At 65.4% G+C, this 25,747-nt stretch carries 27 protein-coding genes; 18 read left to right on the plus strand and 9 right to left on the minus strand.

The window, feature by feature from the left end; genetic code table 11:
* Positions 1 to 9 precede the first annotated feature (9 nt).
* From CD932_RS20830 to CD932_RS20870, 9 genes are read left to right on the plus strand one after another with little or no spacing between them, the layout of a single operon-like run.
* Positions 10 to 495, plus strand: coding sequence for a VOC family protein (locus CD932_RS20830; protein ID WP_094444718.1), 486 nt, complete (start codon positions 10 to 12; stop codon positions 493 to 495).
* A gap of 36 nt (positions 496 to 531) precedes the next feature.
* Positions 532 to 1,140, plus strand: coding sequence for an amino acid synthesis family protein (locus tag CD932_RS20835; RefSeq protein ID WP_094444719.1), 609 nt, complete (start codon positions 532 to 534; stop codon positions 1,138 to 1,140).
* A 14-nt stretch (positions 1,141 to 1,154) separates the two neighbouring features.
* Positions 1,155 to 2,012, plus strand: a complete 858-nt coding sequence (locus CD932_RS20840; protein ID WP_094444720.1) for an alpha/beta fold hydrolase — start codon at positions 1,155 to 1,157, stop codon at positions 2,010 to 2,012.
* Entirely contained in the window at positions 2,009 to 3,685 is a 1,677-nt protein-coding gene (locus CD932_RS20845; protein ID WP_094444721.1) for a bifunctional 3-(3-hydroxy-phenyl)propionate/3-hydroxycinnamic acid hydroxylase, read from the plus strand. The genes CD932_RS20840 and CD932_RS20845 overlap by 4 nt, the downstream gene beginning before the upstream one ends.
* Complete coding sequence (locus CD932_RS20850; RefSeq protein ID WP_094444722.1) at positions 3,628 to 3,945, plus strand: NIPSNAP family protein; 318 nt, start codon at positions 3,628 to 3,630, stop codon at positions 3,943 to 3,945. Before CD932_RS20845 ends, CD932_RS20850 begins: the two co-directional genes overlap by 58 nt.
* Positions 3,942 to 5,390 carry an NAD-dependent succinate-semialdehyde dehydrogenase gene (locus CD932_RS20855; protein WP_094444723.1) on the plus strand — a complete coding sequence of 483 codons (1,449 nt, stop codon included), beginning with the start codon at positions 3,942 to 3,944 and terminating at the stop codon, positions 5,388 to 5,390. The genes CD932_RS20850 and CD932_RS20855 overlap by 4 nt, the downstream gene beginning before the upstream one ends.
* 32 nt (positions 5,391 to 5,422) lie before the next feature.
* Complete coding sequence (locus CD932_RS20860) at positions 5,423 to 6,880, plus strand: NAD-dependent succinate-semialdehyde dehydrogenase (RefSeq protein WP_094444724.1); 1,458 nt, start codon at positions 5,423 to 5,425, stop codon at positions 6,878 to 6,880.
* Positions 6,881 to 6,913: 33 nt separating this feature from the next.
* Positions 6,914 to 7,918 (plus strand): helix-turn-helix domain-containing protein, encoded by a 1,005-nt coding sequence (locus CD932_RS20865; protein WP_094444725.1) that lies wholly within the window; start codon positions 6,914 to 6,916, stop codon positions 7,916 to 7,918.
* Positions 7,919 to 7,961: 43 nt separating this feature from the next.
* Positions 7,962 to 9,311, plus strand: coding sequence for a glucoamylase family protein (locus CD932_RS20870; RefSeq protein ID WP_369679847.1), 1,350 nt, complete (start codon positions 7,962 to 7,964; stop codon positions 9,309 to 9,311).
* A gap of 21 nt (positions 9,312 to 9,332) precedes the next feature.
* Here the strand turns inward: CD932_RS20870 and CD932_RS20875 are convergent, their stop codons facing one another.
* Positions 9,333 to 9,716: a type II toxin-antitoxin system HicB family antitoxin gene (locus CD932_RS20875; protein WP_094444726.1), complete on the minus strand. Its 384-nt coding sequence runs from the start codon at positions 9,714 to 9,716 to the stop codon at positions 9,333 to 9,335.
* Positions 9,717 to 9,724: 8 nt separating this feature from the next.
* Positions 9,725 to 9,907, minus strand: coding sequence for a type II toxin-antitoxin system HicA family toxin (locus tag CD932_RS20880; protein ID WP_094444727.1), 183 nt, complete (start codon positions 9,905 to 9,907; stop codon positions 9,725 to 9,727).
* 53 nt (positions 9,908 to 9,960) lie between these two features.
* On the opposite strand from CD932_RS20880, the gene CD932_RS28415 reads away from it, so the two are divergent.
* Both CD932_RS28415 and CD932_RS20895 read left to right on the plus strand, forming a co-directional pair.
* Positions 9,961 to 10,575, plus strand: a complete 615-nt coding sequence (locus CD932_RS28415) for a hypothetical protein (protein ID WP_141213328.1) — start codon at positions 9,961 to 9,963, stop codon at positions 10,573 to 10,575.
* A 39-nt stretch (positions 10,576 to 10,614) separates the two neighbouring features.
* Entirely contained in the window at positions 10,615 to 11,316 is a 702-nt protein-coding gene (locus CD932_RS20895) for a DUF2325 domain-containing protein (protein ID WP_254926695.1), read from the plus strand.
* 5 nt (positions 11,317 to 11,321) lie between these two features.
* On the opposite strand, the gene CD932_RS20900 is transcribed toward CD932_RS20895, so the two are convergent.
* Together CD932_RS20900 and CD932_RS29685 are read right to left on the minus strand one after the other, a co-directional pair.
* Entirely contained in the window at positions 11,322 to 11,912 is a 591-nt protein-coding gene (locus CD932_RS20900; protein ID WP_141213329.1) for a hypothetical protein, read from the minus strand.
* Between the two features lie 41 nt (positions 11,913 to 11,953).
* Entirely contained in the window at positions 11,954 to 13,522 is a 1,569-nt protein-coding gene (locus CD932_RS29685) for a methyl-accepting chemotaxis protein (RefSeq protein ID WP_094444731.1), read from the minus strand.
* Between the two features lie 240 nt (positions 13,523 to 13,762).
* Between CD932_RS29685 and CD932_RS20910 the strand changes: the two genes are divergently transcribed.
* Together CD932_RS20910 and dmeF are read left to right on the plus strand one after the other, a co-directional pair.
* The gene (locus tag CD932_RS20910) at positions 13,763 to 14,041 is read left to right on the plus strand and encodes a metal/formaldehyde-sensitive transcriptional repressor (protein WP_094444732.1); all 279 of its coding nucleotides are present in this window, start codon (positions 13,763 to 13,765) and stop codon (positions 14,039 to 14,041) included.
* Between the two features lie 24 nt (positions 14,042 to 14,065).
* Positions 14,066 to 15,034 carry a CDF family Co(II)/Ni(II) efflux transporter DmeF gene (gene dmeF / locus CD932_RS20915; protein ID WP_094445293.1) on the plus strand — a complete coding sequence of 323 codons (969 nt, stop codon included), beginning with the start codon at positions 14,066 to 14,068 and terminating at the stop codon, positions 15,032 to 15,034.
* Positions 15,035 to 15,111: 77 nt separating this feature from the next.
* Here dmeF and CD932_RS20920 read toward each other — a convergent pair whose 3' ends face one another.
* The gene (locus CD932_RS20920) at positions 15,112 to 15,702 is read right to left on the minus strand and encodes a CGNR zinc finger domain-containing protein (RefSeq protein WP_094444733.1); all 591 of its coding nucleotides are present in this window, start codon (positions 15,700 to 15,702) and stop codon (positions 15,112 to 15,114) included.
* 163 nt (positions 15,703 to 15,865) lie between these two features.
* Between CD932_RS20920 and CD932_RS20925 the strand changes: the two genes are divergently transcribed.
* The 3 genes from CD932_RS20925 to CD932_RS20935 all read left to right on the plus strand — a co-directional run bounded on the left by CD932_RS20925 (position 15,866) and on the right by CD932_RS20935 (position 18,228).
* Positions 15,866 to 16,744, plus strand: a complete 879-nt coding sequence (locus CD932_RS20925; protein WP_254926742.1) for an alpha/beta fold hydrolase — start codon at positions 15,866 to 15,868, stop codon at positions 16,742 to 16,744.
* A 99-nt stretch (positions 16,745 to 16,843) separates the two neighbouring features.
* Positions 16,844 to 17,185, plus strand: a complete 342-nt coding sequence (locus CD932_RS20930; RefSeq protein ID WP_094444734.1) for a zinc ribbon domain-containing protein YjdM — start codon at positions 16,844 to 16,846, stop codon at positions 17,183 to 17,185.
* A 17-nt stretch (positions 17,186 to 17,202) separates the two neighbouring features.
* Complete coding sequence (locus CD932_RS20935; protein ID WP_094444735.1) at positions 17,203 to 18,228, plus strand: RNA methyltransferase; 1,026 nt, start codon at positions 17,203 to 17,205, stop codon at positions 18,226 to 18,228.
* Positions 18,229 to 18,237: 9 nt separating this feature from the next.
* Here the strand turns inward: CD932_RS20935 and CD932_RS20940 are convergent, their stop codons facing one another.
* Positions 18,238 to 18,636, minus strand: coding sequence for a hypothetical protein (locus CD932_RS20940; RefSeq protein ID WP_094444736.1), 399 nt, complete (start codon positions 18,634 to 18,636; stop codon positions 18,238 to 18,240).
* A 141-nt stretch (positions 18,637 to 18,777) separates the two neighbouring features.
* Between CD932_RS20940 and CD932_RS20945 the strand changes: the two genes are divergently transcribed.
* Complete coding sequence (locus tag CD932_RS20945) at positions 18,778 to 19,455, plus strand: phosphoribosylanthranilate isomerase (RefSeq protein ID WP_094445295.1); 678 nt, start codon at positions 18,778 to 18,780, stop codon at positions 19,453 to 19,455.
* Here the strand turns inward: CD932_RS20945 and CD932_RS20950 are convergent.
* Entirely contained in the window at positions 19,440 to 20,351 is a 912-nt protein-coding gene (locus CD932_RS20950; protein ID WP_094444737.1) for a LysR family transcriptional regulator, read from the minus strand. The two genes, CD932_RS20945 and CD932_RS20950, sit on opposite strands and share 16 nt — an antisense overlap.
* Between CD932_RS20950 and CD932_RS28420 the strand changes: the two genes are divergently transcribed.
* On the plus strand, positions 20,341 to 20,550 hold the full coding sequence (locus tag CD932_RS28420) for a hypothetical protein (protein WP_141213330.1): 210 nt from the start codon (positions 20,341 to 20,343) through the stop codon (positions 20,548 to 20,550). The two genes, CD932_RS20950 and CD932_RS28420, sit on opposite strands and share 11 nt — an antisense overlap.
* Positions 20,551 to 21,049: 499 nt before the next feature.
* Here CD932_RS28420 and CD932_RS20960 read toward each other — a convergent pair whose 3' ends face one another.
* Both CD932_RS20960 and CD932_RS20965 read right to left on the minus strand, forming a co-directional pair.
* Positions 21,050 to 21,577 (minus strand): 4'-phosphopantetheinyl transferase superfamily protein, encoded by a 528-nt coding sequence (locus CD932_RS20960; RefSeq protein WP_094444738.1) that lies wholly within the window; start codon positions 21,575 to 21,577, stop codon positions 21,050 to 21,052.
* Positions 21,574 to 25,632 carry a Pls/PosA family non-ribosomal peptide synthetase gene (locus CD932_RS20965; protein WP_094444739.1) on the minus strand — a complete coding sequence of 1,353 codons (4,059 nt, stop codon included), beginning with the start codon at positions 25,630 to 25,632 and terminating at the stop codon, positions 21,574 to 21,576. The genes CD932_RS20960 and CD932_RS20965 overlap by 4 nt, the downstream gene beginning before the upstream one ends.
* Between the last annotated feature and the right edge of the window lie 115 nt (positions 25,633 to 25,747).

Raw genomic sequence — 25,747 nt, forward strand, 5'->3', positions numbered from 1 at the left:
GGAGGCTCCATGAGCACAGTTTCCCCGCCAGCGGCGCTGCCGGTGCCGCGCATCAGGCGCACCCATTTGTCGCTGTACGTGCGCGACCCTGATCTGTCCGGCCGCTGGTATGCCGAGGTGCTGGGCATGAAAGAAGCCGCGCGCGGCCCGCAATGGGTGTTCATGTCGTTCGGCCAGAAACACCACGACATCGCCCTGCTGCGCGCCGAATCGAACGCCGAACTGGGCAACATCGGCCTGCAGCACTATGGCCTGGAGATCGACGGCGACCTGCGGGAACTGCGCCGGCTGTACGGCATGCTGCTGTCCCGCAAGATTCCGATCGTCAAGATCACCGACCACAAGGTGGGCATCGGCGTGTATTTCTGCGACCCCGACGGCAATCGCCTGGAATTTTTCTGTGAAACCGTGCACGACGACGAGGAGGGCCGGCGCCTGATCAAGCAATTCCACGCGCCCAGCGAGCCGACCTCGCTCGAGCCGCTGTACGACTGAACACCACTTTTTTAACCACAACACTGGAGCCATATCATGAACAAACCCGCCAACTTTGAGTCCTACCACATCCGCAAATGGTACACCCAGATCGACGACACGCTGGCCAACGAAACGGGCCGCCTGGCCGACGGCGCGCCACTGCGCAAGATCGTCATCGCCGCCGCCATCGTCAACCCTTATGCCGGCCGCTACAGCGAATCGCTGGACCTGATCGTCGAACACTCGCCGGCGCTGGGCCATGAATTTGCGCGCCGCATCGTCGCGCTGATGGGCGACGATGCGCTGGAAAGCTATGGCAAGGGCTGCCTGGTCGGCAGCGAGGGCGAATACGAGCACGGCAACGCCTTCCTGACCGCCATCTTCGCCGATCCGGTGCGCGAGGCCATCGGCGGCGGCAAGGCCTGGGTGCCGTCGACCGGCAAGCGCGGCGCCCCCGGCACCGTGCTCGATATTCCGCTGGCGCACAAGGACGAGCTGTATGTGCGCTCCCATTACGACACGCTGACGGTGCTGTTCCCCGATGCCCCCAACGCCGACGAGGTGGTGATCGCCTTCGCCTTCGCCACGCGCGGTCGCCTGCATGCGCGCCTCGGCGGCATCAAGGCGGCTGACGTTGCCGCCGCAATGGCCTCGGCCGCCTGAGCCGGCGTCCGGGCATGAACGCCATCTCTTCACGCGAAGGCCGCTTTGACAGCGACGGCCTGTCCTTGCGCTACGTCGAATGGGGGCCGGCCGACGGCCCGGTGCTGATCCTGCTGCATGGCCTGCGCAGCTACGCCCACACGTGGGAGCCGGTGGCGCTGCCCTTGGCCGGGCGCTGGCGCGTGGTCGCGCTGGACCAGCGCGGCCGCGGCGACAGCGACTGGGACCCCGGCCGCCACTACTACGCCGGCGACTATGTGCGCGACCTCGAGGCGCTGGTGCGGCACCTGGGCGTGGAGCGTTTCGTGCTCGGCGGCCACTCGATGGGTGGCGCCAACGCCTTTGTCTATGCGACGCGCCATCCGGAGCAGCTGATCGCGATGGTGATCGAGGACATGGGGCCGGGCGCCTCGGCCGCGTCCGGCGGCGCCGAACGCATCAAGCGTGAATTGCTGGCCACGCCCGATCAGTTCGACTCCTGGGACGCGGCCGAGGCTTTCTGGCGCAGCCACCGGCCCAATATTTCGGAAGCGGCGCTGCAATCGCGCCTGGCGTACTCGCTGCGCCAGGCGCCAGACGGCGCAATCGTGTGGAAGCACGACGCGCGCGGCATCGCCGCCGCGCGCCTGGGTGCGACCAACGAGCAACTGATCGACCTGTGGCCGCATGTCGACGTCATCAGCATGCCAACCCTGCTGCTGCGCGGCGCGCAGTCCGACTTCCTGTCGGCCGCCACGGCCGATGACATGGTCGAGCGCAACGCCTTGCTGACCCGGGTCGACATCGCCAACGCCGGCCACTACGTCCATGACGACAATTTGCCGGACTTTAACGCCGCGCTCTACCCTTTTTTGGATGGGTTGATTTCATGACTACCGAGCACCCCGAACAGCGCGCCGTCGTCATCGTCGGCGCCGGCCCCAACGGCGCCACCCTGGCCAACCTGCTGGGCATCTACGGCATCGACACCTTGCTGATCGAGCGCAGCGAGCAGATTTTGCCGTATCCGCGCGCCGTCGGCATGGACGACGAGGCCTTGCGCGTATTCCAGACGGCCGGCCTGGCCGACGCCATCGCCGCCAACCTGATCCAGAACGTGTCGATGCGCATGTTCGACGCCGGCGGCGCCTGTTTCGCCGACATTCGTCCGGCGACGCGCGAATTTGGCTGGTGGCGGCGCAATATCTTCATGCAGCAGCTGGCCGAAGGCACTCTGCGCGAGGGCCTGGCGCGCTTTCCCCATGTCGAGCTGCGCCTGGGCCAGGAGGTGGTCGGTGCGCAGCAGGACGCCGACGGCGTCACCCTGTCGGTGCGGCGCGCCGATGGCGGCCTCTACACGGTGCGCGCCGGCTATTGCGTCGCCGCCGACGGCGGGCGCAGCCCCGTGCGCGAGCTGCTCGGCATTGCCCTGGAAGGCAAGACACTGCCGCGCAAATGGGTGGTGGTCGATGTGCGCAACGCGCCGGTGGACGCGCCCTATACGGCGCTCAACTGCGATCCGCGCCGGCCCAATGTGTGCATCTATTTGCCGTACAACTACCGGCGCTGGGAATTCATGCTGTTCGAGCACGAGGACCCGGAGGCGATGTCCAGCCCGGAATCGCTGCGGCGCCTGATCGCGCCCTATGTGCGCGATGCCGCTGCGATCGAGATCGTCAGCGCCCGCACCTATACCCACCATTCGCGCGTGGCGCAGCGCTTCGTCGACGGGCGCATTGCGCTGATCGGCGACGCCGCCCACTTGAGCCAGCCGTGGATAGGCCAGGGACTGAACATCGGCCTGCGCGACGCCGGCAACCTGGGCTGGAAACTGGCCGGCCTGGTGCGCGGCCAGCTGGCGCCGTCCGTGCTGCAAAGCTATGACAGCGAACGGCGCGGCCATGCGCGCGCCATGATCGACCTGGCCGATACCTTCGGCGCCTTGCTGATGCCGACCAGCCGCAGCAAGGCCTGGCTGCGCGACCGCTTCTTCCAGGCCGTGCGCTTCCTGCCCGGCGTGCGCAACTACGTGCTGCAGATGCGCTTCAAGCCGATGCCGGTCTACCACGACGGCGTGGTACTGCCGGCCACCGGCCGGACGATGGTCGGGCGCATGTTCATCCAGCCCGACGTCGAGGACGCCGCAGGCCGCCGTGGCAAGCTCGACGACGCGGTCGGTCCCTGGTTTGCCGTGCTCGGCTGGCAGGTCGATCCGCAAACGGTGCTCGGTACTTCCGAGCGCGCGTTCTGGCACCGGCTCGGCGCGCGCTTCATTCACGTGAGCCGCTCGCGCAGCGGCCAGGGCACCGGCGAGCGCGTGCTCTCGCCCTGCGGCACCGTCTGCGTCGAGGACGTCGACAACCAGCTGGCCGGCTGGTTCGAAGCCCATCCGGGCGAGATCGTGGTGCTGCGCCCGGACCGCTATATCGCCGCCCACACCACGCCGCAAGGCCTGGCGCAAGTGACCATGGATTTTCGCCGCTTCGCGGCCCCAACCAAGGAATCGACATGTATCTCGAACAACGCATCTACACCATGGTCCCCGGCGGCGTCGCCGAGTATCTGAAGCATTACGCCGAATCCGGCCGCGCCATCCAGGAAAGCCATCTGGGCGAGGCGCTCGGCTGCTTTACGCGCGAGGTGGGCGAACTGAACCAGCTGGTTTATCTGTGGCCGTTCGACAGCCTCGATGAACGGGCGCGGCGGCGCGCCGCGCTGCTGGCCGACGCCGGTTTCGCCGTATTCCGCGGCAAGGTGCGCCATTTGCTGGCCAGGCAGGAAAACACCATTCTCGTGCGCGCCCAGGCCGCCAAGGCGGCGCCATGAAGCCCGCCTACGATCCGCTGCTGCTGTATATCGATGGCGAGTTCCTCGGTGGCGAAGGACGCAACACGCAGGCCGTCATTGACCCGGCCACCGGCATGGAGCTGGGCCGGCTGCCGCACGCCGGCACGGCCGACCTCGAACGCGCGCTGGCGTCCGCCCAGCGCGCCTTTCAAAGCTGGCGCCTGGAGTCGCCGCTGCGCCGCTCGGCCATTTTGCGCCGGGTCGCTGAACTCATCCGCGAGCGGGCCGGCGAGATCGGCCGCCAGTTGACGCTGGACCAGGGCAAGCCGCTGGCGCAGGCCGTCGGCGAGGTCGCCAGCGGCGCCGAGACGGCCGAATGGCACGCCGAAGAAGGCCGCCGCGTCTACGGCCGCGTGATCCCGGCGCGCTCGGCCGATGTGCGGCAGATGGTGCTGCGCGAGCCGGTCGGCGTGTGCGCTGCCTTCACGCCGTGGAACTTCCCGTTCAGCCAGGCGATGCACAAGGTGGCGGCGGCGCTGGCGGCCGGCTGCACCATTATCCTCAAGGGACCGGAGGATTCGCCCAGCGCCCTGGTGGCGATGGCGCGGCTGTTCCACGACGCCGGCCTGCCGCCAGGCTGCCTGAACCTGGTCTGGGGCGTGCCGCACGAGGTGTCGCGCCACCTGATCGAGTCACCCATCGTGCGCAAGGTGTCGTTTACTGGCTCGGTGCCGGTCGGCAAGCATCTGGCGTCTTTGGCCGGCCTGCACATGAAGCGCGTGACGATGGAGCTGGGCGGCCATGCGCCCGTCATCGTGTGCGCCGACGCCGACGTCGAGCGCGCCGCCGATATGCTGGCGCCCTTCAAGTTCCGCAACGCCGGCCAGGTGTGCGTCTCGCCAACCCGCTTTTTTGTGCACAGCGCCGTGTACGAGTGCTTCGTGGCGCGCTTTCTCGAACGCACCGCCGAGCTGCGCGTCGGCCCCGGCCTGGACCCGGCCACCACCATGGGGCCGCTGGCGCACGGGCGCCGCGTGGCCGAGATGGAGGCCTTTGTCGCCGACGCGCGGGCGCGCGGCGCCGACATTGCCACCGGCGGCGAACGGCTCGGCGAGGAGGGCAGCTATTACGCGCCCACCGTGGTGCTGGCGCCGCCGCCCGACAGCCGGCTGATGAATGAGGAGCCGTTCGGCCCGCTCGCGGCCATCGTCCGCTTCGACGACCTGGACGCAGCCATCGCCGAGGCCAACCGATTGCCGTTCGGCCTGGCCTCGTATGCGTTCACCGATTCGGCGCGCAGCGCGCACCAGTTGGCCACGCACTTGCAGGCCGGCATGGTCAATATCAATCATTTCGGCATGGGGCCGGCCGAGGTGCCGTTCGGCGGCGTCAAGGACAGCGGCTACGGCAGCGAGGGCGGCAGCGAATCGCTCGACGGCTACCTGGTGACCAAACTGGTCACGCACATGCACCCGGCCGGCTGAGCCGCGCCTTTATTGTTACAGGAGACACCGACATGCAATTGAACGATACTACTCTTTTCCGCCAGCAGGCCTTGCTCGACGGACGCTGGTGCGACGCCGACGACGGTGCCACCTGCGCCGTCACCAACCCGGCCACCGGCGAGCTGCTGGGCACCGTGCCGAACATGGGAGCGGCCGAGACCGCCCGCGCCATCGCCGCCGCCGAAGCCGCGTGGCCGGCCTGGCGCGCCAGGACCGCCCACGAGCGCGCGCAAGTGCTGCGCGCCTGGTACGACCTGATCCGGGCCAATCTGGACGACCTGGCGATGATCATGACACTCGAACAGGGCAAGCCGCTGGCCGAGGCGCGCGGCGAGATCGACTACGCCGCTTCGTACATCGAATGGTTCGCCGAGGAGGCCAGGCGCGGCGGCGGCGACATCGTGCATTCGCCGTGGGCGGACAAACGCATCGTCGTGCTGCGCCAGCCGATCGGCGTGTGCGCCGCCATCACGCCGTGGAATTTCCCGTCGGCGATGATCACGCGCAAGGCCGGGCCGGCGCTGGCGGCCGGCTGTCCGATGGTGCTCAAGCCGGCCACGGCCACGCCGTATTCGGCGCTGGCGCTGGCCGTGCTGGCCGGGCGCGCCGGCGTGCCGGCCGGCGTGTTCAGCGTGCTGACCGGTTCGTCGCGCCAGATCGGCGGCGAGATGACGGCCAACCCGGCCGTGCGCAAGCTGACCTTTACCGGCTCGACCGAGGTGGGGCGCGAGCTGATGCGCCAGTCGGCGCCGACCATCAAGAAGCTGTCGCTGGAGCTGGGCGGCAATGCGCCCTTCATCGTCTTCGACGACGCCGATCTGGATGCGGCGGTGCAAGGCGCGCTGGTGTCGAAATTTCGCAACGGTGGCCAAACTTGCGTATGCGCAAACCGAATATACGTGCAGAACAACGTGTATGATCAATTCGTAGGCAAGCTCGTCGCTGCTGTGCGGGCCTTCAAGGTCGGCAACGGCGTCGAGCCCGGCGTGACCCAGGGGCCGCTGATCGACCAGGCGGCGCTGGCCAAGGTCGAGCAGCATGTGGCCGACGCGCTGGAGCAGGGCGCAACCCTGCTGGCGGGCGGACGCCGCCATGCGCTGGGACGTGGCTTTTTCGAGCCGACCGTGCTCGGCGACGTCACCGCCGCCATGCTGGTAGCGCGCGAGGAAACCTTCGGGCCGCTGGCGCCGGTGTTCCGCTTCGATACCGACGAAGAGGTGCTGGCGCAGGCCAACGACACCGAATTCGGCCTGGCCGGCTATTTTTACACGCGCAACCTGTCGCGCGCCTGGCGCGTGGCCGAGGCGCTCGAATGCGGCATGGTGGGGCTGAACACCGGCATCATTTCCACCGCGGTGGCGCCGTTTGGCGGCGTCAAGCAGTCCGGGCTGGGGCGCGAGGGGTCGCAGTACGGGATGGACGATTACCTGGTAACGAAGTATGTGTGCATGGGCGGCATCGGTGGATGACACCCGCATTCAACCACTTTAGCGAAAGCCCTCATGCTCAGTACCGTCAACCGCTACAAGGATGTCAACCTGCACGCCGCCGCCGTAGGCGAATGGCGCCAGACCTATAACCAGATCACGCCCGGCGCGCTGCACAGTTCCCTGATCCAGCTGGCCACCACGCATGTCCACGTATTTCGCGAATACCTGAACCAGCGCGTGGTGCAGCAGGGCGTGGCGCCGCGGCGCATGCTGTGCTTTGCGCTGCCGTCCGACACCTGCGGCGCGGCGCGCATACAGGGCAGGGTGGCGCCCGACCACAGCGTGTTCCTGCTGCGCGGCGGCGAGGAATTCGTGTTCCATATGCCGATGCACACCGATCTGCTGTCGGTGACGTTCGATTATGCGCAATTCGAGGGCGTGCTGGAAGGGTTTTTGCGCCCCGGCGCGCTCGAGGCGCTGCTGCGCCAGCCGGTGATACAGGTGTCGTCCGAGCGGCTGGCGGCGATCCGCCATCGCCTGCTGTGCCTGTTCAGTCACGCGGTGGCCAATCCGCACCTGATCACCACGCCGGCGGCGCAGAAAATGCTGGACCATACGCTGGTCGGCGCGCTGCTCGAACTGATCAGCGATCCGGAGTGCGAGAAAGCGCCCAACCTGTCGAGTTCGACGCAAAGCTTTATCGTCGACAAATGCCACCAGATCGCCATGTCCAGCGGCGACATGCCGGTGACGATACTCGACCTGAGCGCGCGCCTGCGCACCAGCCAGCGCACGATACAGAAGAGTTTTCACGCCGTGACCCAGACCACGCCGGTCGACTACCTGCGCTCGATCCGGCTCAACGCCGTGCGGCGCCAGTTGCTGTCGACCAGCGCGGCGGAACTGAGCGTGGGACAGGCGGCAGCGAACTGGGGCTTTTTCCACCTCAGCCACTTTGCCACCGCCTACAAATGCCTGTTCGGCGAACTGCCTTCGCAAACGCGGCGTGCGGTGCGCATCCTGGCCGCGCCCGGCTTTCCGGCAGGGGCTCGCCGCGAGGGCCAGCTCGCGCATTGACCGGCCAGGCGGTGGCGTGCGGCGGCATTCGGCTTTCGCTGCCATGCTGTCCCGTATCGCCAACCTTCACCGCGCGCCCGCTGCCATGAAACCGGCCAGCTTTCCTTCCGACCTGATCGACGAACAAGCGCTGCTGCCGGCCCTGCGGCGCGCGGCCTTCTCGTACTTCCTGGCGCAGGTCAATCCCGCCAACGGCCTGGTGCGCGACAAGGACAAACAGGGCTGGCCGGCCAGCATCGCCGCCGTCGGCCTGGCACTCACCAGCTATTGCGTCGGCGTCGAGCGCGGCTACCTGGCACGCGATGACGCCGTCGCACGCACCTTGACCACCTTGCGCTTCTTTGCCCGCAGCGAGCAGGGCGACTCGCCCGCCGCCACCGGCCACAAGGGGTTTTACTATCACTTCCTCGACATGGACAATGGCCGGCGCGCCCGGGATTGCGAACTGTCGAGCATCGATACGGCGCTCTTGACGGCCGGCGTGCTGGCTGCCGCCGAATACTACGACGGCGAGGGCAAGGACGAACTCGAGATCCGCACACTGGCCGACTTTTTGTACCGAAGAATCGACTGGCAATGGATGCGCGCGCGCTGCCAGTTGCTGCGCCATGGCTGGAAGCCGGAAACGGGTTTTCTGCGCAAGTGCTGGCGCGGCTATGACGAGGCGCTGATCCTGTACGTGCTGGCGCTGGGTTCGCCCACCAGGCCCGTCGAGCGCGCCAGCTACGACGCGTGGACCGGGAGCTTCGAATGGAAGTCGGCGTACGGCATCGATTACCTGTATGCAGGTTCGCTGTTCATCCACCAGATGTCGCATGTCTGGCTCGATCTGCGCGGCATCCAGGATGACTTCATGCGTGCCCATGATCTCGATTACTTTGAAAACAGCCGGCGCGCCACCCTGGTGCAGCAGCGCTATGCGATAGCCAATCCGCTGGGTTTCCCCGGCTACGGCGAACACTGCTGGGGCATCAGCGCCAGCGACGGCCCCGGCCCCGCCACCCGCCAGTCGCACGGTGTGCGGCGCGGCTTTCGCGACTATGTGGGGCGTGGCGCGCCGTATGGCTACGACGATGGCACGCTGGCGCCGTGGGCGGTGGCCGCCTCGCTGCCGTTCGCGCCCGAGATCGTGCTGCCGTTCGCGCCCGAGATCGTGCTGCCGGCGCTGGCGCAGATGCATGACGTGTTCCATGCCCGCTCTGCCGTCTTTGTCACGAAGCAGGGCACGCGCTGGGTCTCGCCGTACCGTTTCGGCATCAACGACGGGCCGGTACTGCTGATGCTGGACAACCACCTGCACGATTTTCCGTGGCGGCTGATGCGCGGCAATCCCTGCTTGCGTGACGGACTGGCGAAGGCGGGGTTTGCGGGAGGGTGGCTGGAAGAGCCGTGAGCGCGCATGCGCTGAGGTTGGCTATTCCGCCATCGCTTTCATCGCTGCCTGGGCCAGAAAGCTCGAACGGCTCAGGTGGCGTGATTTGGCAAACACGTCAATGTCACGCAGCAGGCTTGCCGGCAGGGAGATATTCAGGCGTACCGGTTTGGTCCTGACTTTCGCCAGATCGATATCGACCAGCATCCAGAATCCCCCCGCATACTGTGCATCGCCAGTCCATTGTTCAATGGCCGAGGCGACTGGAATACTGTCTTCGTCTTCATACATGGTTTCGACAGCTTCCTGCGCCGCCTGCTGAAGATCACCTTGCGTGTCGGCGGCGGTATGGACGCCCGGCAGATCGGGAAAAGTAGCGCCGTAGGCGCTGTTGGCGTCTTTCCATACATAGAGGGGATAAAACATACATTGCCTCACTTTAAGTCAGCTTGTTTCAATATCGCGTTGGCAGTACCTGTTGGCAAATCTTTTTTCGGATGCGGAACGATGACTGATCTGCCGGTGGCACGATGGCGGTATTTGCGATGACTGCCGCGCGTCGACACATGTTCCCATCCGGCAGATGTCAGTTGCTTGATAATGTACGCACTGTCCATAGTTTAAATCATACACAAAAACTACACACGCATTCACAGCTTGTGCCATTTTCGTGCAGCGTTCCAGCGATTATGGTTCGGATACCGTTGTCTGGTCCTTCTGCCCTGCAATGCGCAAGGTCACCGTCCCCTTGAACGGCTGCGTCGCCCCGGCCGTGCCCACCGTGATGTTGCTTGACACCCCGATCTCTGCCGTCAAATCGACCTTCTCGCCAAATTGCCGCAGCTCGCTGGCCCGTATCACCTCGTCCAGCGTGATCGACTGCCCTGGCGCGATGGGAGTAAAGACGTTGCGCAGCGCACGGTCGGCCAGCGAGATGCGCTGCGGCCTGCTGCGTCCGCTGGCCGGGTCGCGCAGCATGACGGTGGGGCCGCTTTTTCATGTAGGCCAGCGGGTAGCCTGCCATCTGCCCGCTGATATTGGTAATGACTATTTCGATCCGCAGGTCCTCGCCCATAAACAGGCTGCCGGGATGGTCGATGCAGCGGGCGGTGACCTGCAGCGCTTCGCCAGCCATGGCGTTTCCTTGCACGGGCAGAGCCAGCATGGCGATGATCAGGGCGCCTGGGAAGTATTGCATATGAAAGTCTCGCTCGATGACCAAGCCAGACTATACCCCTACCGCGAGTGCGGTTCATGCTTGAATGGTAATTATTCTCATTTATAATGCGAGTCTGCGTGAGAGATGGCTGGTGGCAAAGGAGGCATGATGGGCAAGATGGCAAGCAGGGATGACATGATCGCGCAAGAGCACCGCGTGCTGCTGAGCGCCTACGGACGCGCGCAGGCGCGCTGCAGCGAGCATATGGCCGTGCAGGCGGCACAGGTGGCACGCATTGCCGCGCTTGAAGCGCAGTTGATGCGCACGCGGGCACAAGTGGTGATCCGCGACACGAAACTGGCTTTGGTGCGCGAGCAGCTGGCTGAACTGACTGCGGCGGCGCCCGGTTTGCCGACGCGCGTCAAGCTGGCGCGGCGGGTCGAGTGGCTCGCTGAGCGGGTGCAGGAACTGATGCGCGAGCTGCTGCGGCTGCAGTGCAAGCCTGTCGTGTCAGACAAACCAGCGGTCGCGCACAAGCTGCTCGCCGGCGTGCGGGAAAAAGCCGTGCTGTATGTCGGCCACTTTCCTGGCCAGGGCGCTGGCAAGGAAGCAAGCGAAGCCATTGAGCAGGCCGGCGGGCGCTTTCTGCACCATGCGCTCGGCGGCGATGGCTTTGACGATGTGGCCGCGCTCGAAGCGAGCCTGGTGGCGGCCGACCTGGTGATCTGCCAGACCGGCTGCGTCAGCCACGACGCCTACTGGCGCGTGCACGACCACTGCAAGCGCACCGGCAAGCAGTGCGTGCTGGTGGACCAGCCGCAGGCGATGTACTTTGTGCGCAAGGAAGCGCTGGCCGGCCAAGTGTAACGCCGTCAGGCCGTCAACACGAACGAGGCGCTGTCGCCCAAGGCCAGCATCGCCTCCAGGTGAGCGGAGCCGGCGCGTCGCGCCAGCACGTCGTCCAGGCAGTGGGTAGTCAGGCGCACGCGCGCCTTGTCGGGTCCGGTAAAATCCCACACCACCCCGAAAGTGAAACTCGTATTGCGTGGGTCGCTGACCGCCGCCGCCTGCTGGCCTTGCGAGGTGCTGGCCTGCACGGCAAATGCCTGGTGCAGCTGCGGGCGGGCGCGTAATTGCGCGGCCATCGCATCGTCGATGGTGAAATCGGTTTGCGTGCAAGGCTCGTCATCGGGAAAAAGTTCTTCCATGGTCCTGCCACGGTCAGGCTGCTCGCAGGCCTCCAGCAAGGTCACACGCACCACCTGCCCGGCCAGCAGCGCCTGTTCCGGCAACCAGATCAGGCTGTCGCACCCACCTGCCGAGGGGTTGACGCCCATCGCGTGCAGGGTCGCTTTCGGGTTGTAGTCGAGCGCGCCGTGGACCGAGACGTCGACCACCTCCATGCCGGCCAGGTTGATCATGGCGACCCGGGTACCATCGAGTGCAACGCACAAGCAGGGCATGGTTACTTTCTGTTTAAGTAAAAGTATATTGTCGCATGGGCTCAGCCGTGCAGCATCACCGCACCGCGTTCCAGCCGGAAGCGGCTGACCACCTGCGCCAGCCGGCTCGCTTCATCCTGCAGCGATGCGGCGCCGGCCGCAGCCTGCTCGACCAGCGCGGCATTCTGGTGCGTCACCTTGTCCATCTCGGCCAGCGCCAGGTTGATCTGCTCGATGCCCGTTTCCTGGGCGTGGCTGGCGCCGTTGATGTCGCCCATGATGTCGGTCACGCTGCGCACGCTGTCGACGATCTGCGTCATGGTGGAGCCGGCTTCCTGCACCAGCACGCTGCCGGCCGCCACATGGCTGACCGAATCGTCGATCAGCGCCTTGACTTCGCGCGCGGCCTGGCTGGAGCGCTGCGCCAGGTTGCGCACCTCGCTGGCCACCACCGCGAAGCCGCGCCCCTGTTCACCGGCGCGCGCCGCTTCCACTGCCGCGTTCAGGGCCAGGATATTGGTCTGGAAGGCGATGCCGTCGATCACGGCGATGATATCGACGATTTTCTTGGACGAGGTGTTGATGGCGCCCATGGTGCCTACCACCTGCGCCACCACGGCACCGCCGCGTACCGCCACTTCGGACGCCCGCGCCGCCATCTGGTTGGCCTGGCTGGCGTGGTCGGCGTTCTGCTTGACGGTGGACGTCAGTTGCGCCATCGATTCGGCCGTCTCGCGCAGCGAGTCGGCCTGCTGGCCGGTGCGCGCCGACAGGTCGAGATTGCCGCTGGCGATGCGCTCGGAGGCATCGGCGATGGTGTCGGTGCCGCCACGCACCTGGCCAACGATGTCCTGCAAGCTGGTGTTCATGCTGTTCAGCGCTTGCAGCAGCTGGCCCGTTTCGTCGCGCGTGCCGACAGCCACCTTGCTGGTCAGGTCGCCGGCGGCCACCTGGCGCGCCACGCCCAGCGCTTGCAGCAGCGGGCGGGTGATGCTGTTGCTGGCCTGGATCGCCAGCAAAATGCCCGCCAGCGCGGCGCTGCTTGATATCAAGAGGATGATCAGACGGGTCTGGTCGGCCTGCTGCGCCGAGGCCTTGCCCGACGCTTCCATCAGGCCGGTCTGGTAATTGACCAGCTGTTCGAGCGCGGCGAAGTACGCTTGCTGGCGCGGCAGCAACTGCTTGAGCATCAGGCTCTTGGCTTCGAATTTTCGGTCTTCCGCCACCAGGCCGATCACGTCTTTCCTGACCTTGTCGAATTGCTGGCGCGCCCCGTTCAGTTGCTTGATGCGGCTGGCGCTGTCGGGCGAGGCCGGCAGCCCTTCCAGTTTGCCGATCGACGTATCGATGCGGCGCGCGATCTGTTCGACATGCTGTACCTCTTTGTTGGCCAGTTCGGCTTCGACGGTCAGGAAGATATTGCGCATGGCGATCATGGTTTCGTTGACGTCATCCTTGATCGCATGGACCAGCATGGTTTTCGGATAACTGTCTTCGTTCATGCGGCGAATTTCGTTGCCCAATTCGCTCACGCGGGTAATGGCGACCACCGCCAGGATCAGGAGCAGGGCGATGATGGCGCCAAAGCTGAGGCCCAGCCGGCGGCCGATTTTCAAGTCGTTGAATTTCATGTTGCTAGTCTCCTGATATTTTTATGGTCCACCGTCTGGCAAGTCGACAGGCGACAAAATGGCGGCGGATGGCTGATGGTAGAGCGCTTTCTGGTTTTTTTCCAATCATTAATTTTTAATGCTTAATATCAATTCTGGTATGAATTCGAAAAGCAACACACATGCCTTTTTTGCCATTTTTCAGGCAAGGAAAAAATTTCCTGATACTATACCCCCCTATAGTATTTTAAAGGAGCTGGAATGGGCCACACATCGGCAAACAAGAGCAAGCTGCACAACCGCGTCAAGCGCATCAAGGGCCAGGTGGAAGGCATCGAACGGGCGCTGGAAGAAGGGCGCGATTGCGGCGAGGTGCTGCAGCTGATCGCGGCCGTGCGCGGCGCCGTCAACGGGCTGATGGGCGAGGTGATCGAAGAGCACCTGCGCGAACACGTCGCCAGTCCCGCCATCACCAGCGATGCCGAACGCGCCAGGGGCGCCGACGAGATCGTCGCCATCCTGCGCACTTATTTGAAATAAACTGAAATGAACGGAGCCACCATCATGACGCAAGCACACGCGGCCGAAGACCTGTCGGCCTGGACCCATGAACATGTTTTCGATACCGGCGATGGCAGGGCGGAGCGCCGCGCGCGCGTCGTCATGTGGATCACCCTGGCCACCATGGTGCTGGAAATCGTCGCCGGCTGGTGGTACAACTCGATGGCGCTGCTGGCCGATGGCTGGCACATGAGCTCGCATGCGCTGGCGATCGGCCTGGCCGCCTTTGCCTATGCCGCTTCGCGCCGCCATGCGCGCGATCCGCGCTTCGCCTTCGGCACCTGGAAGATTGAAATCCTGGCCGGCTACACCAGCGCCATCCTGCTGCTTTGTGTGGCGGTGCTGATGGTGGCCGCCTCGGTCGAACGGCTGTTTTCGCCGCAGGCGATTCACTATCCGCAGGCGCTGGCGGTGGCCGGCGTCGGCCTGGCGGTCAACCTGGCGTGCGCGCTGATACTGGGCGGACATCACGACCATGACCATGGTCACGGCCATCACGGCCATGGACACGATCACGAGCACCACCATGACCATGGCGAAGACCTGAACATGAAGGCCGCCTACGTCCACGTGCTGGCCGACGCCGCCACCTCGGTGCTGGCCATGCTGGCGCTGGCCGGCGCCTGGGTGTTTGGCTGGAACTGGCTCGACCCGGTGATGGGCGTGGCCGGCGCCGTGCTGGTGGCGCTGTGGGCGAAACAGCTGATGCAGGAAACCGGCAAGGTCTTGCTGGACCGCGAGATGGATCACCCGGTGGTGCGGGAAATCCGCGAGGCGGTGGAGGTGGAAGCGGAGGGCGACACGCCGCGCATCGTCGACCTGCACGTCTGGCGCGTGGGCAAGCAGCTGTACTCGTGCGCGCTGTCGGTGGTCAGCCGCGATGCCACCCTGACGCCGGGCCTGCTGCGCGCGCGCATCGGCATCCACGAGGAAATCGTCCACAGCACCATCGAGATCGTGCGGCGGGGCTGAGGGAACGCCCTGAAAAGCCGCCCCGGACCGGCTATCCCGGAAAATCGAAGACTGCCCGGCGCCCAGCCTGGCAGGGATCAGCTGCCATCCTTGCGCGCCCGGAAAGCGGCGACCTTCATCCGGTTGCCGCACACGGCCATGCTGCACCAGCGCCGCCGGCCCGACTTGGTAATGTCGAGGAAGCGCAGCGTGCAATCGTGCGCCTCGCACTGGCGTATTTGCGCCAGCTTGCCCTGTACCAGCAGATGGACCAGCGCCGCCGCCACCGGTTCGAGCAGGCTGGCCACGCTGTCATCGCGGCGCCGCTCCAGCAGCACGATATTGGCCTCGGCGTCGGCGTCGAGCGCCAGCGTGCGTATGGGACGGCCTGCCTCCAGTATCGCGTTCACCACGTCGAAGTCGTGTGGATCACGCGGCTTGTTCAAATCGATCAGCCGGCCCGCCGCCGCGCGCAAGCATTGCGCCGCTGCCGCCAGTCCGGCCAGTGTGGCGGCCGGCGCGTCGAAGTCAGGCGCCAACTGGCCGGCCGCCTTGAGCCATGCCACCGCACTTGCATCGTCGGCCAGGCAGTCGCAACTGCTCTCGCCCATGCCAAAGGCGCTGTTGATGAAATCGAGGGCCAGGTCGTTGCCGATGAAATGTGGTGTGTGGGTGGTGTGCAAAATCATTTCGTAACCTTTAAAAATAATATTGACAGGTTACCATAAATGGATGTAACCTTCAAATACGCAATTTAACGGTTACAAGGACTAAACCATGAATATCAAAGCCAGTACCCTCGCTGCCGCCACCACTCTCGCCATGGCCACCGGTGGCATCAGCGCTGCCCCCATGTCGGCCGCCGACAAGGCGCAGGTGCACTACCGTTTTGAAAAAGTCGGCGACGTGAACGTGTTTTACCGCGAGGCGGGCGACCCTGCCGCGCCGACCATCGTGCTGCTGCATGGCTTTGCCGGGTCTTCGTTCATGTACCGCGACGTGATACCGGCGCTCAGCGATCGCTATCACGTGGTGGCGCCGGACCTGCCTTCCTTCGGCTACACCGAAGCGCCGGCGCGCGAACACTACGCCTACACCTTCGACAACATCACCCGGACCATGGATCGTTTTACCGAGCAGTTGAAGCTGGACCGCTACGCCATCATGGTGCACGACTACGGCGCGCCAGTCGGCTGGCGCCTGGCGCTGGCCCATCCTGCGCGCATCACGGCCATCATCTCGCAGAACGGCAACGCCTATGAAGAGGGGCTGTCCAAGGGCTGGGACGGCATCAAGCAATACTGGCAGGCGCCGACGGCGCAAAACCGCGCGGCGCAGGCCGACTTTCCGACGCCGGCCGGGATGAAATGGCAGTATCTGGAAGGCGTGCCCGACCCGAGCAGCGTTTCTCCCGACGGCTATACCCTGGAAGGCATGCGGGTGGCGCGTCCGGGCAACGCCGAGATCCAGCTCGACCTGCTCCTCGATTACGCGTCCAATGTGCGCATGTACCCGCAATTCCATGCCTATTTCCGCCAGCAGCAACCGCCGCTGCTGGCCGTATGGGGCAAGAACGATCCGTTTTTCCTGCCGGCCGGTGCGCAGGCATGGAAACGCGATTTGCCCAACGCCGATATCCGCTTCTACGACACCGGCCACTTCGCCCTTGAAACGCATGCCCGCGAGATCGTGCCGGTGATCCGCGCCTTCCTGGATAAAAATATCAAATAACGCTGCGACGCCATATGCGAAAAAGCCCGCCGATGGCGGGCGTAGCCTTTATAATGTCGGCTTTTACGGCCGGCGGCCGTCTACCAGACCGAGAAACGAATGAGCACATTACCTCCATGCCCGCAATGCAAATCCGAATACACGTACGAAGACGGCGGCCAGTTGGTCTGCCCCGAGTGCGCGCATGAATGGTCGGCCACGGCCGGCGAAGCGGTGGAGGAGGGCGCCAGGGTGTATCGCGATTCGGCCGGCAATATCCTGCAGGACGGCGACACCGTCAGCGTCATCAAGGATCTGAAACTGAAAGGTGGCGGCGGCGTCGTCAAGATGGGCACCAAGGTCAAGAATATCCGCCTGGTCGACAGCGACCACGATATCGATTGCAAGATCGAGGGTTTCGGCCAGATGAGCCTGAAAACCGAGTTCGTCAAGAAGGTCTAGTCGCTCAAGCCAGGCCCATGCAAATCGATGCCATCCGCCAGCGCCTGCGCGCGCTGGGCGCCAAGCCCCTGCACGAACAGCGCGTGCTGCGCGACTGGATACAGGCGCAGCCGCACGACCAGGGCCGGCGCCGCGCCGAAGACTTCTTGCCGCTGCCGGTGCGCGAGGCCTTGCCCGCGCTGGACCAGCAATTGCAGGGCATGCTCAAGCTGCTCAGCACCCACCCTGGCGCCGACGGTTCGGCGCGGCTGCTGGTCGGTTTGCACGACGGGCAGACGGTGGAAAGCGTGCTGCTGCCGCGCGACGGCCTGTGCGTGTCGAGCCAGGTCGGTTGCGCCGTCGGCTGCCAGTTCTGCATGACGGGGCGCGACGGCCTGATACGGCAAGTCACCAGCGGCGAGATCGTGGCGCAAGTGGTGCTGGCGCGCACCCTGCGGCCGGTGAAAAAAGTCGTCTTCATGGGCATGGGTGAACCGGCCCATAACCTTGCCAACGTCATGGAAGCGATCGAACTGCTGGGCACGGAAGGCAATATCGGCCACAAGAACCTGGTGTTTTCCACCGTGGGCGACCCGCGCGCTTTCGAGCGCCTGCCGCAAGGCAGGGTCAAGCCGGCGCTGGCGCTGTCCCTGCACACCACCAAGCCCGCCTTGCGCGAGCAACTGCTGCCGCGCGCGCCGAAACTCGCGCCGAGCGAACTGGTGGCGTTTGGCGAGTCGTATGCGCGCCTGACCGGTTACCCGGTGCAGTATCAATGGACGCTGATGGAAGGCGTCAACGATGGCGACGATGAGCTCGACGGCATCGTCGAACTGTTGAAGGGCAAGTACGCGGTGTTGAACATGATCCCTTACAACACCATCGATGACCTGCCGTTCAGGCGCCCCAGCTGGGAGCAGGCGCGCGCCATCGCCGCCCGCCTGCACCAGCGCGGCGTGCTGACCAAGCTGCGCGATTCGGCGGGGCAGGATGTGGAGGGCGGTTGCGGCCAGTTGAGGGCCAGGGCCGCCAAAGGAAAGATTATCTCCATCAAAGCGGCCTGAACAATTCGGTCAAAGGCCACCCAGCAAATCATTTTCATTCAATATCGCAAACGCGATTTCCGGATGCGCCACCAGGCAGCGCCGCACCGCCGCCGGAATCGCCGCGCGCGTCTTGCGGCACAGGCCGGGCTGCTCCAGCAATTGAATCTGGAAGCCGCGCACGGTGCGCACTTCGCCGCTTGCCGGAGCGATGCGCAGCACCACGCCCAGGTTTTTCTGCAAATTTCTTTCCAGCTTGCGCAAGCCTTCCAGCGTGCTGATGGTCTCGATATGGGCCAGCAGGTGCTTTTCTTGCGTCAGGTTCAGGCGCAGGATGGCGAGGTCGGCCTGCGCATCTTGCAACAGCGGTTCGCGCGCGCAGTCGCACAGCTGTGGCGGGCACTGCCTGCGTATCTCGAAATCGGCCATGAGATTGCTACCTGTCTGTGCAAGATGGAGCGAGCCAGTATCGTTTGGCGCCCGCCGCCTGTCAATCGGGGCCACAATTGTGCGCGGGCTTGACCGCGTGGCTGGCCTGGTGGCGCGCAGCGTGTTGTAATGTTGACCATCATGAGAACCCGTATCAAGATCTGCTGCATCGCTTCCATCGACGAAGCGCAACTGGCCATTGCCGCCGGCGCCGACGCGCTGGGCCTGGTGGCGGCCATGCCGTCCGGCCCCGGCGTGATCCCCGACGCGCGCATCGCGAAGATTGCCGCCTGGACGCCGCCGCCGGTCGCCACTTTTTTATTGACAGCCGAGACCACCGCCAGCCGCATCGCCGGGCATATCGCGGCAACCTTGCCGACGACGGTACAGATTGTCAACCATATCGACCCGCGCGAGGTGGCTGAACTGGCGCGCCTGCAGCCGCAGGTGCGCCGGGTGCAGGTGATCCATGTGGAAGGCGAAGAGGCGCTGGGCATGATAGGGGCCTATGCGCCCCACGTTCACGCTTTTTTGCTCGATTCGGGCAGGCCGTGCGGCGCCGTGCCGGAACTCGGTGGTACCGGCAGGACCCATGACTGGGCCATCAGCGCGCGCTTCGTGCGCGCCAGTCCCGTGCCGGTATTCCTGGCTGGCGGCCTCGACGACAGCAATGTGGCCGCCGCCTTGCGCCAGGTGCGCCCCTACGGCATCGACCTGTGCTCGCGCGTGCGCACCGACGGCCAGCTCGACATCATGAAACTGGCGCTCTTGACGTCGGCCGTGCGCGAGGCCGATGCGCTGCTTTACGCGGAAGGCTGAGCCAGCGGCGCCATCTCGCGCACCAGCGCTTCGGCAAACGCCGCCACCATGCCGCTGGCCTCGCGCGGCGAGACCAGGCCGACCACGGTCGACGATACTTCCTCTGGCAGGCTGAGAAAATGCACGCCCGGCGGCGCCACCAGGCGCATGCTGTCGGGGACGATGGCGATGCCGAGGTTCGCTTCGATCAGGTTCAGCTGCGAGGTCTTGCGCGACAGCGCGCGCGCCGCCTTCGGGAAATAACCCTGGGCCAGGCACAGGCCCGCCACCAGGTAGCTGAGGCCACCCCTGTCCTTGTGCGGGATCGAGACGAACGCCTCGTCGCGCAGGGCGGCGATGGTGGTGTGCGATTGCGCCGCCAGCGGCGAGTCTTTTGAGACGGCCACCACCAGCTTTTCGGTAAACAGCTCGCGCACGACGATATTGGCGTGCTTGCGCAAGGTGGGCAGGCGCACCAGGCCAAGGTCGGCGCGGCCTTCCTCGATGTCGGCCGCCTGGTTTTCCGATGAGCCTTTCGATACATCGAGCGAGACGCCGGGAAACTGCGCCAGCAGGCGCTTGAGCAGCGCGCCGATGGATGGCGTCAGGGTGACGGAACTCGAATGGAGCAGGCGGATAATGCCAGCCGCGCCCTGGCCCACATGGCGCGTCTGGCGCACGGTTTCCTCGATATCGTCGAGGATGCGTTTGGCGCGCTCATGGAACACCTGGCCGGCGGCGGTCAGCTCGATATGGCGCGCGTCGCGCGTGAGCAGCAGTGCTTGCACTTCGTTTTCCAGTTCCTTGATCTGCCGGCTCAGGGCCGACTGCGCGATATACAGTTTTTCCGCCGCGCGCGAATAGCTGCCCGCATCGACGATTTCGACAAAGTAGCGGAACTGCTTGATGGTGATCATGGATGCCTTTTCGAGATCGCCGGGCGCCGTATTTGATATTGGCCGTGCGTGCATGCAAACGTTACAGTGGTCTGGTCGCCATCACTGCAAGGAAAACGCCATGCTGGAATTGATCGGAGTGCTGGGAGTGCTCGTCAGTATTGTCGTCAAACTGATTTTTGTCCAGCTTGGCTGCAACGCGGGCAGGGAAGAGGATTAAGTAGCAAGAAATTATTGTGAGGTTATGACGAACAGAATACTTGCTGCTTCAGGCATTCGTGCCGCAGGGACCCGTGCTCATGGCCCTGGACGACACGATTGAACGCCGGCGTGGCGCCAGGATCGCTGCCAGGGGAATCTATCGCGATCCAGTGCGATCGAGCCACAGCCATTTCGTCAAGGCCAGCGGCTTGCGTTGGCTGTGCCTGATGCTGGTGGCGCCGATTCCTTGGGCCGGACGTTGTTGGGCATGACCGTTCTGTTCGGTGCTGGCGTCGTCGGAGCGCTACTGCCTGGACCGCAAGCGCCGCCCCAATAAGTTCACCGACCGGGCGCGGCAATTACTATGGATGGTCAAGCGATGGCTGCCGGAGCGGTCCATCGTGGTCGTCGCCGACAGCAGTTTTGCAGCATTGAACCTGCTTGCCGGCGTGCGCGAGCAACTGTGCGTGGTCACCCGCCTGCGCCTCGATACGCAGTCTGTATGGATAAAGTCCAGCTTAGTACGCCAACGTCGCCGTATAGCCTGCCGGTACGGGCACCGCTTGCAAGCGGCAGGCGGGAGCCTTGCCGTCCCATTCGGTCAGCGCCAGGCCCGCATACTTGAGCGCCGCCTCGCGCGCCGTCCAGGCCTGCGCCAGGGCCAGCGGTCGCTGCCCGGCAGGGCAGGCCGCCAGCGACTGCGCCACCTGCGGCCCCAGGTAATCCGTCGCCACGGCAAACCAGTCGGCAATCTCCATCACCCGCATCACGTCGATGCCGACCGCGCCATGCAGGTCGATGGCGGCCAGCGAGATACCGTCGTCGTGGCTGATCGCCAGGCCTGCAATGCGGCCCGCAAGCAGCAAACGCGGTGCCTGGCCTGGCTGCGATTCCACGCTGACGTCATCGATGGAAAGCCCCAGCCACTGCGCCGCCGCCTCGCTGATGGCAAGGCGGATGCGCTGCCGCGCCTCGCTTCGGCTCATGGCCGCTTCGACGCCGATCACCAGCACGCCATCACCCGACCAGTACTGCGCGAAACTCACTGACGCAGCGGCGCCGCCGGGCAGCCGGCCCAGTTGCTGCCGGCCGGGATATGCTCGCCCTTCATCACCAGGGTCAAGGGGCCCAGGCGCGCGTTGTCGCCGACTTTGGCGCTGTACAGCACCGAGCTGCGCGGCCCCATATAGACGCGCTGGCCGATTTCCACGTGGTCGATCTTCATCACGCGGTCTTCGAACAAGTGCGTCTGCGGGCAGGTCAGCGCGTTCAGTTCGCTATGGTCGCCGATATGCACGCAGTCGAATTCGGTGAGGTCGGTGGTGTCCATGTAGACGCCGCGGCCGATCTTGCAGCCGAGCAGGCGGAAGGCCAGCGGCAGCCACGGCGTGCCGCGCAGGTAGCGCATGAAATTGGGCACGGCGATGCCTTCGTACAGGTTCGTCACGCCTTCGGACAGCCACACGAACGGCGTCCACATCGGCGCCGCATGCTTGCGGTAGCGGCCCAGCAGCAGCCATTTGAGCGCCACCACCAGCAGGAAATTGCCGATGCCGTAAGCGACGCCGGCCATCGCCAGGTCGGCTACCACTTCGCCCCAGCGCCCGGCGCCGGCCAGTGGCATCACGTCGAGCACCAGGGTGTAGCCGACCGCGATCACCAGCGCATGCGGCGCGACGATGCGAAACGCTTCGATCAGGCTGCGGCCCAGGCGCCGTGCCGCCGACGGCTTGAAGGTCAGGTGTTCGGCAAAGCCGCTCACCTGTTCGCGCGCCGGCAGGTGCATCGGCGGCGAGCCCAGCCAGGTGTCGCCGCCATGCATCTGTGCATTGCGCGGCGCATGCGTGTGCACGCCGATCAGCACGTGTTCGGGCAGGATGGTGCCGTCGGGGATATAGCTGCCGTTGCCGACAAAGCTGCGGTGCGAGATGACGGTGGGGCGCATGGTCATCCAGCCGCCGTCGATCTGCTCGTCGCCCAGCATCACGGCGTCGGCGATAAAGGTGTCGTCGCCCAGTGTGAGCATGTCGGGCACCACGCCCAGCGCCGTCGAAATCTCGGCGCCCTTGCCGACCTTGGCGCCCAGCAGGCGATACCAGTACGGCGCGAACACGGTGGCGTAAATGCCGTGCAGCACGTTCAGGCTCGACTCCTGGATATGGCTGACCAGCCATTTGGCGCAATAGATATTGCTGTGCACGGCCGAGGTGCCCGGTTTCAAGCGCGGCAGCGCGCCCCAGCGGATGGCGGCCGACAGCAGGGCCGTCAACACGATCAGCACGGCGCTGGCGGGAAACGCCAGGATAAAATAGCGCGCCAGCTGGACGGTCGGGTCGCGCCCCTGCAGCCACGGCATCATGTCGCGTTCGTCGAACCAGTCGATCAGCACGAAGCTGGGGAACACCGGCATAAAGAACAGCACGGCGATCAGCACCATGCCAAAGCAGAAGAACAGGGTTTCGCCGGTCAGGCGCGCCTTGGATACTTTCGGTCGCGCCGGCTGGCTGGCCGGGTCAAACGCGCCTGTGTCGCGCGCCGGCGAACCGGTCCAGATGCGCCCGGCCGGCACTTGCCCGCCATCGGCCAGCGCCGACTGGCCTTCCAGGTGGCCGAAGTCGCCCACTGCCGTATTGCCTTCCAGGATCGCATACGAGCTGATGCAGGCGTCGTTGCCGATGGTGATTTGCCCCAGCAGCAGACGGCCGCGTTCGACGCGGGCGTTTTCAAAGTTGACGGCGTTGCCGACGCTGACGTTGTCGCCGATGGACAGCAGTTCGGGCGCGCGCAGGGTCATCGAGCCGATCACCACTTCCTTGCCCACTTTGGCGCCCAGTGCGCGCAGCCACCAGCTGTTGAGCGACGAGCCGCTCAGCAGATACGTGGGCGCCGATTCGACCAGGCGGTCGGCCAGCCACCAGCGGTAGTAGGTGATGCCCCACAGCGGATAGCTGCCCGCCTTCAGGCGCCCGGCGATCAGCCATTTGCCGGCGATCGCGATGGCAAATTCGGCCAGGGTGGCGAGCAGGAACACGCCGATCGAGGCGGCAACGGCGCGCGCCACGGTGTCGCCCGGGTCGCCCGTAAAGAAATGATAGGTAAAGAAGGGCGCCATCCACTGCGCCATGCGCAGGGTCACTAACACCGGCACGGCCGCAGCCTGGGCCGCGCCGCAGACCCAGCGCTTGACGCGCGACGGCGGCGTCCAGTCGGCCTCCGGCACGGCCGGCGCGGGCGCTTCGGCCAGCACGGCGGCGATTTTGCCCACCTGGCGGTTGTGATAGATGTCGCGCACCGTCATGTGGGCGTAGCGGGGATCGGCGCGCAGGCTCGACGCCAGGCGCGCGGCGAGAAAGGAATGCCCGCCGAGGTCGCTGAAAAAGTCGGCCCGACGCATGATCGGCTGGCCCGGGAACAGCTGCGCCAGCGCCGCGAACAGCGCCGCTTCGGCCGGCGTTTCCGGCACGTCCGATACACCCGCTTCGCCCGGCGGCGGGGCGCACAAAGGCAGCGCTTTCAAGGCTTTCCTGTCGATCTTGCCCGAGGTCAGGCGCGGCATCAGCGGCAGCAGTTCGAACCGGCCCGGCACCATATACGGCGGCAGATGCAGGTTCAGCGCGGCGCGCAAGGTCCTGGCCGTCAGGGCGTCGTCGGGCGCGTCGTCGCTGCCGACGATATACGCCACCAGCTGGTCGATGCCGTCATCCTTGCGCAGCAATACCGCCACCGTGCCGACGCCGCCTTGTTGCGCCAGCACCGCTTCGATCTCGCCCAGCTCCACGCGAAAGCCGCGAATCTTGACCTGATCGTCGGCGCGGCCCAGGCACAGCACCTGGCCATCGGCATCGATGCGGGCCAGGTCGCCGGTGCGGTACAGGCGCGCGTCGTCCGGGCCCGTCGCCCAGGGGTTGGGCAGGAATTTTTCCACTGTCAGGTCGGGCCGGCCCAGGTAACCGTCGGCCAGGCCCGGACCGATAATGCACAGTTCCCCCGTTTCACCGCGCGCAAGCAAGGCCAGCGGACGATTTTCGCCGGGTTCCGCCACCTGTATCACCAGCAGGCCATAATTGGGCAGCGGCGTGCCGATGGTCACCGGCTGGCCCGGCTGCAGGCGTGCCAGGCTGCACGAGACGGTCGCTTCGGTCGGGCCATAGGTATTGAACATGGCGCGGCCAGGGCGCGACCAGCGCTCGACCAGCGATTCGGGGCACATTTCGCCACCGAGATTGATCAGGCGCAGGCTCGGCACTTCCTCGGCAAACAGCGCCAGCAGGGTCGGTACCGCGTGCAGCACCGTGACCTGGTTGGCACCAAGTGCGCGCGGCAGCGCTTCCGGGTCGCCCGAGATTTCTTTCGGTCCCAGCCACAGGGTGGCGCCCACCAGCCAGGCGATCCAGATCTCTTCAAACGACATGTCGAAAGCGACCGAAAAGCCCTGGTAGACGGTATCGCTTTGCATGACCCCCAGCACCGCGTTCTCGCTGCGCAGGAAATGGCAGATGCTGCGCTGGGAGATCAATATGCCCTTGGGCTTGCCGGTCGAGCCCGAGGTATAGATCACATAGGCCGGGTGTTCGGGCAAGCTGGCATGGCGAACGTGCAAGGTTTCGCCGGGAGCTGCGGGCGCCAGCAGGCTTTCCGCCGTCCACACGGGACGGGTCAGGCCGGCGTCCAGCAGGCGCGGCGCGAACTGCTCGCAGCTGACAATGCCGGCGCCATTGGCGTCATCGAGGCAGACCTGCAGGCGCTCGACGGGCGTGTCTTCATCGACGGGCAGCCAGGCGGCGCCCGCCTTGGCAATCGCCGCCTGCATCAGCAGCAGATCGGCGCCGCGCGGCAGCCACAGGCCGACGATATCGCCGGGCCGCACGCCGGCCGCCACCAGGCGCGAGGCGGCCAGGCTGGCGCTGGCATCGAGTTCGGCATAGCTGATGCGGCGCTCGCCGTCGATCAGGGCAATCTGTTCAGGGCAGCGCCTGGCGGTCGCTTCGAGCAGGTCGGCCAGCACCTCGTTTTGCAGCAGATCCGGTCGTGGCGGGCCGTACAGGATATCGGAATGAAGAGGAAGGCTCAATGCCTGGCGGTCTGCGGTGAAATCGTTCATGGATGACGCTTATCTGTGATGCTGGGTGAGAGATCAAACTTGCGCCAACTTGGTGCGCGGCGCAGTTTGATACATTACAGCAAGCAGGGCATTTCAGCGTTGCGGAACGATAGCA

Origin of the sequence: Janthinobacterium sp. PC23-8 (assembly GCF_002250505.1) — a bacterium.
In the GTDB taxonomy this organism is placed as follows: Bacteria; Pseudomonadota; Gammaproteobacteria; order Burkholderiales; family Burkholderiaceae_D; genus Janthinobacterium.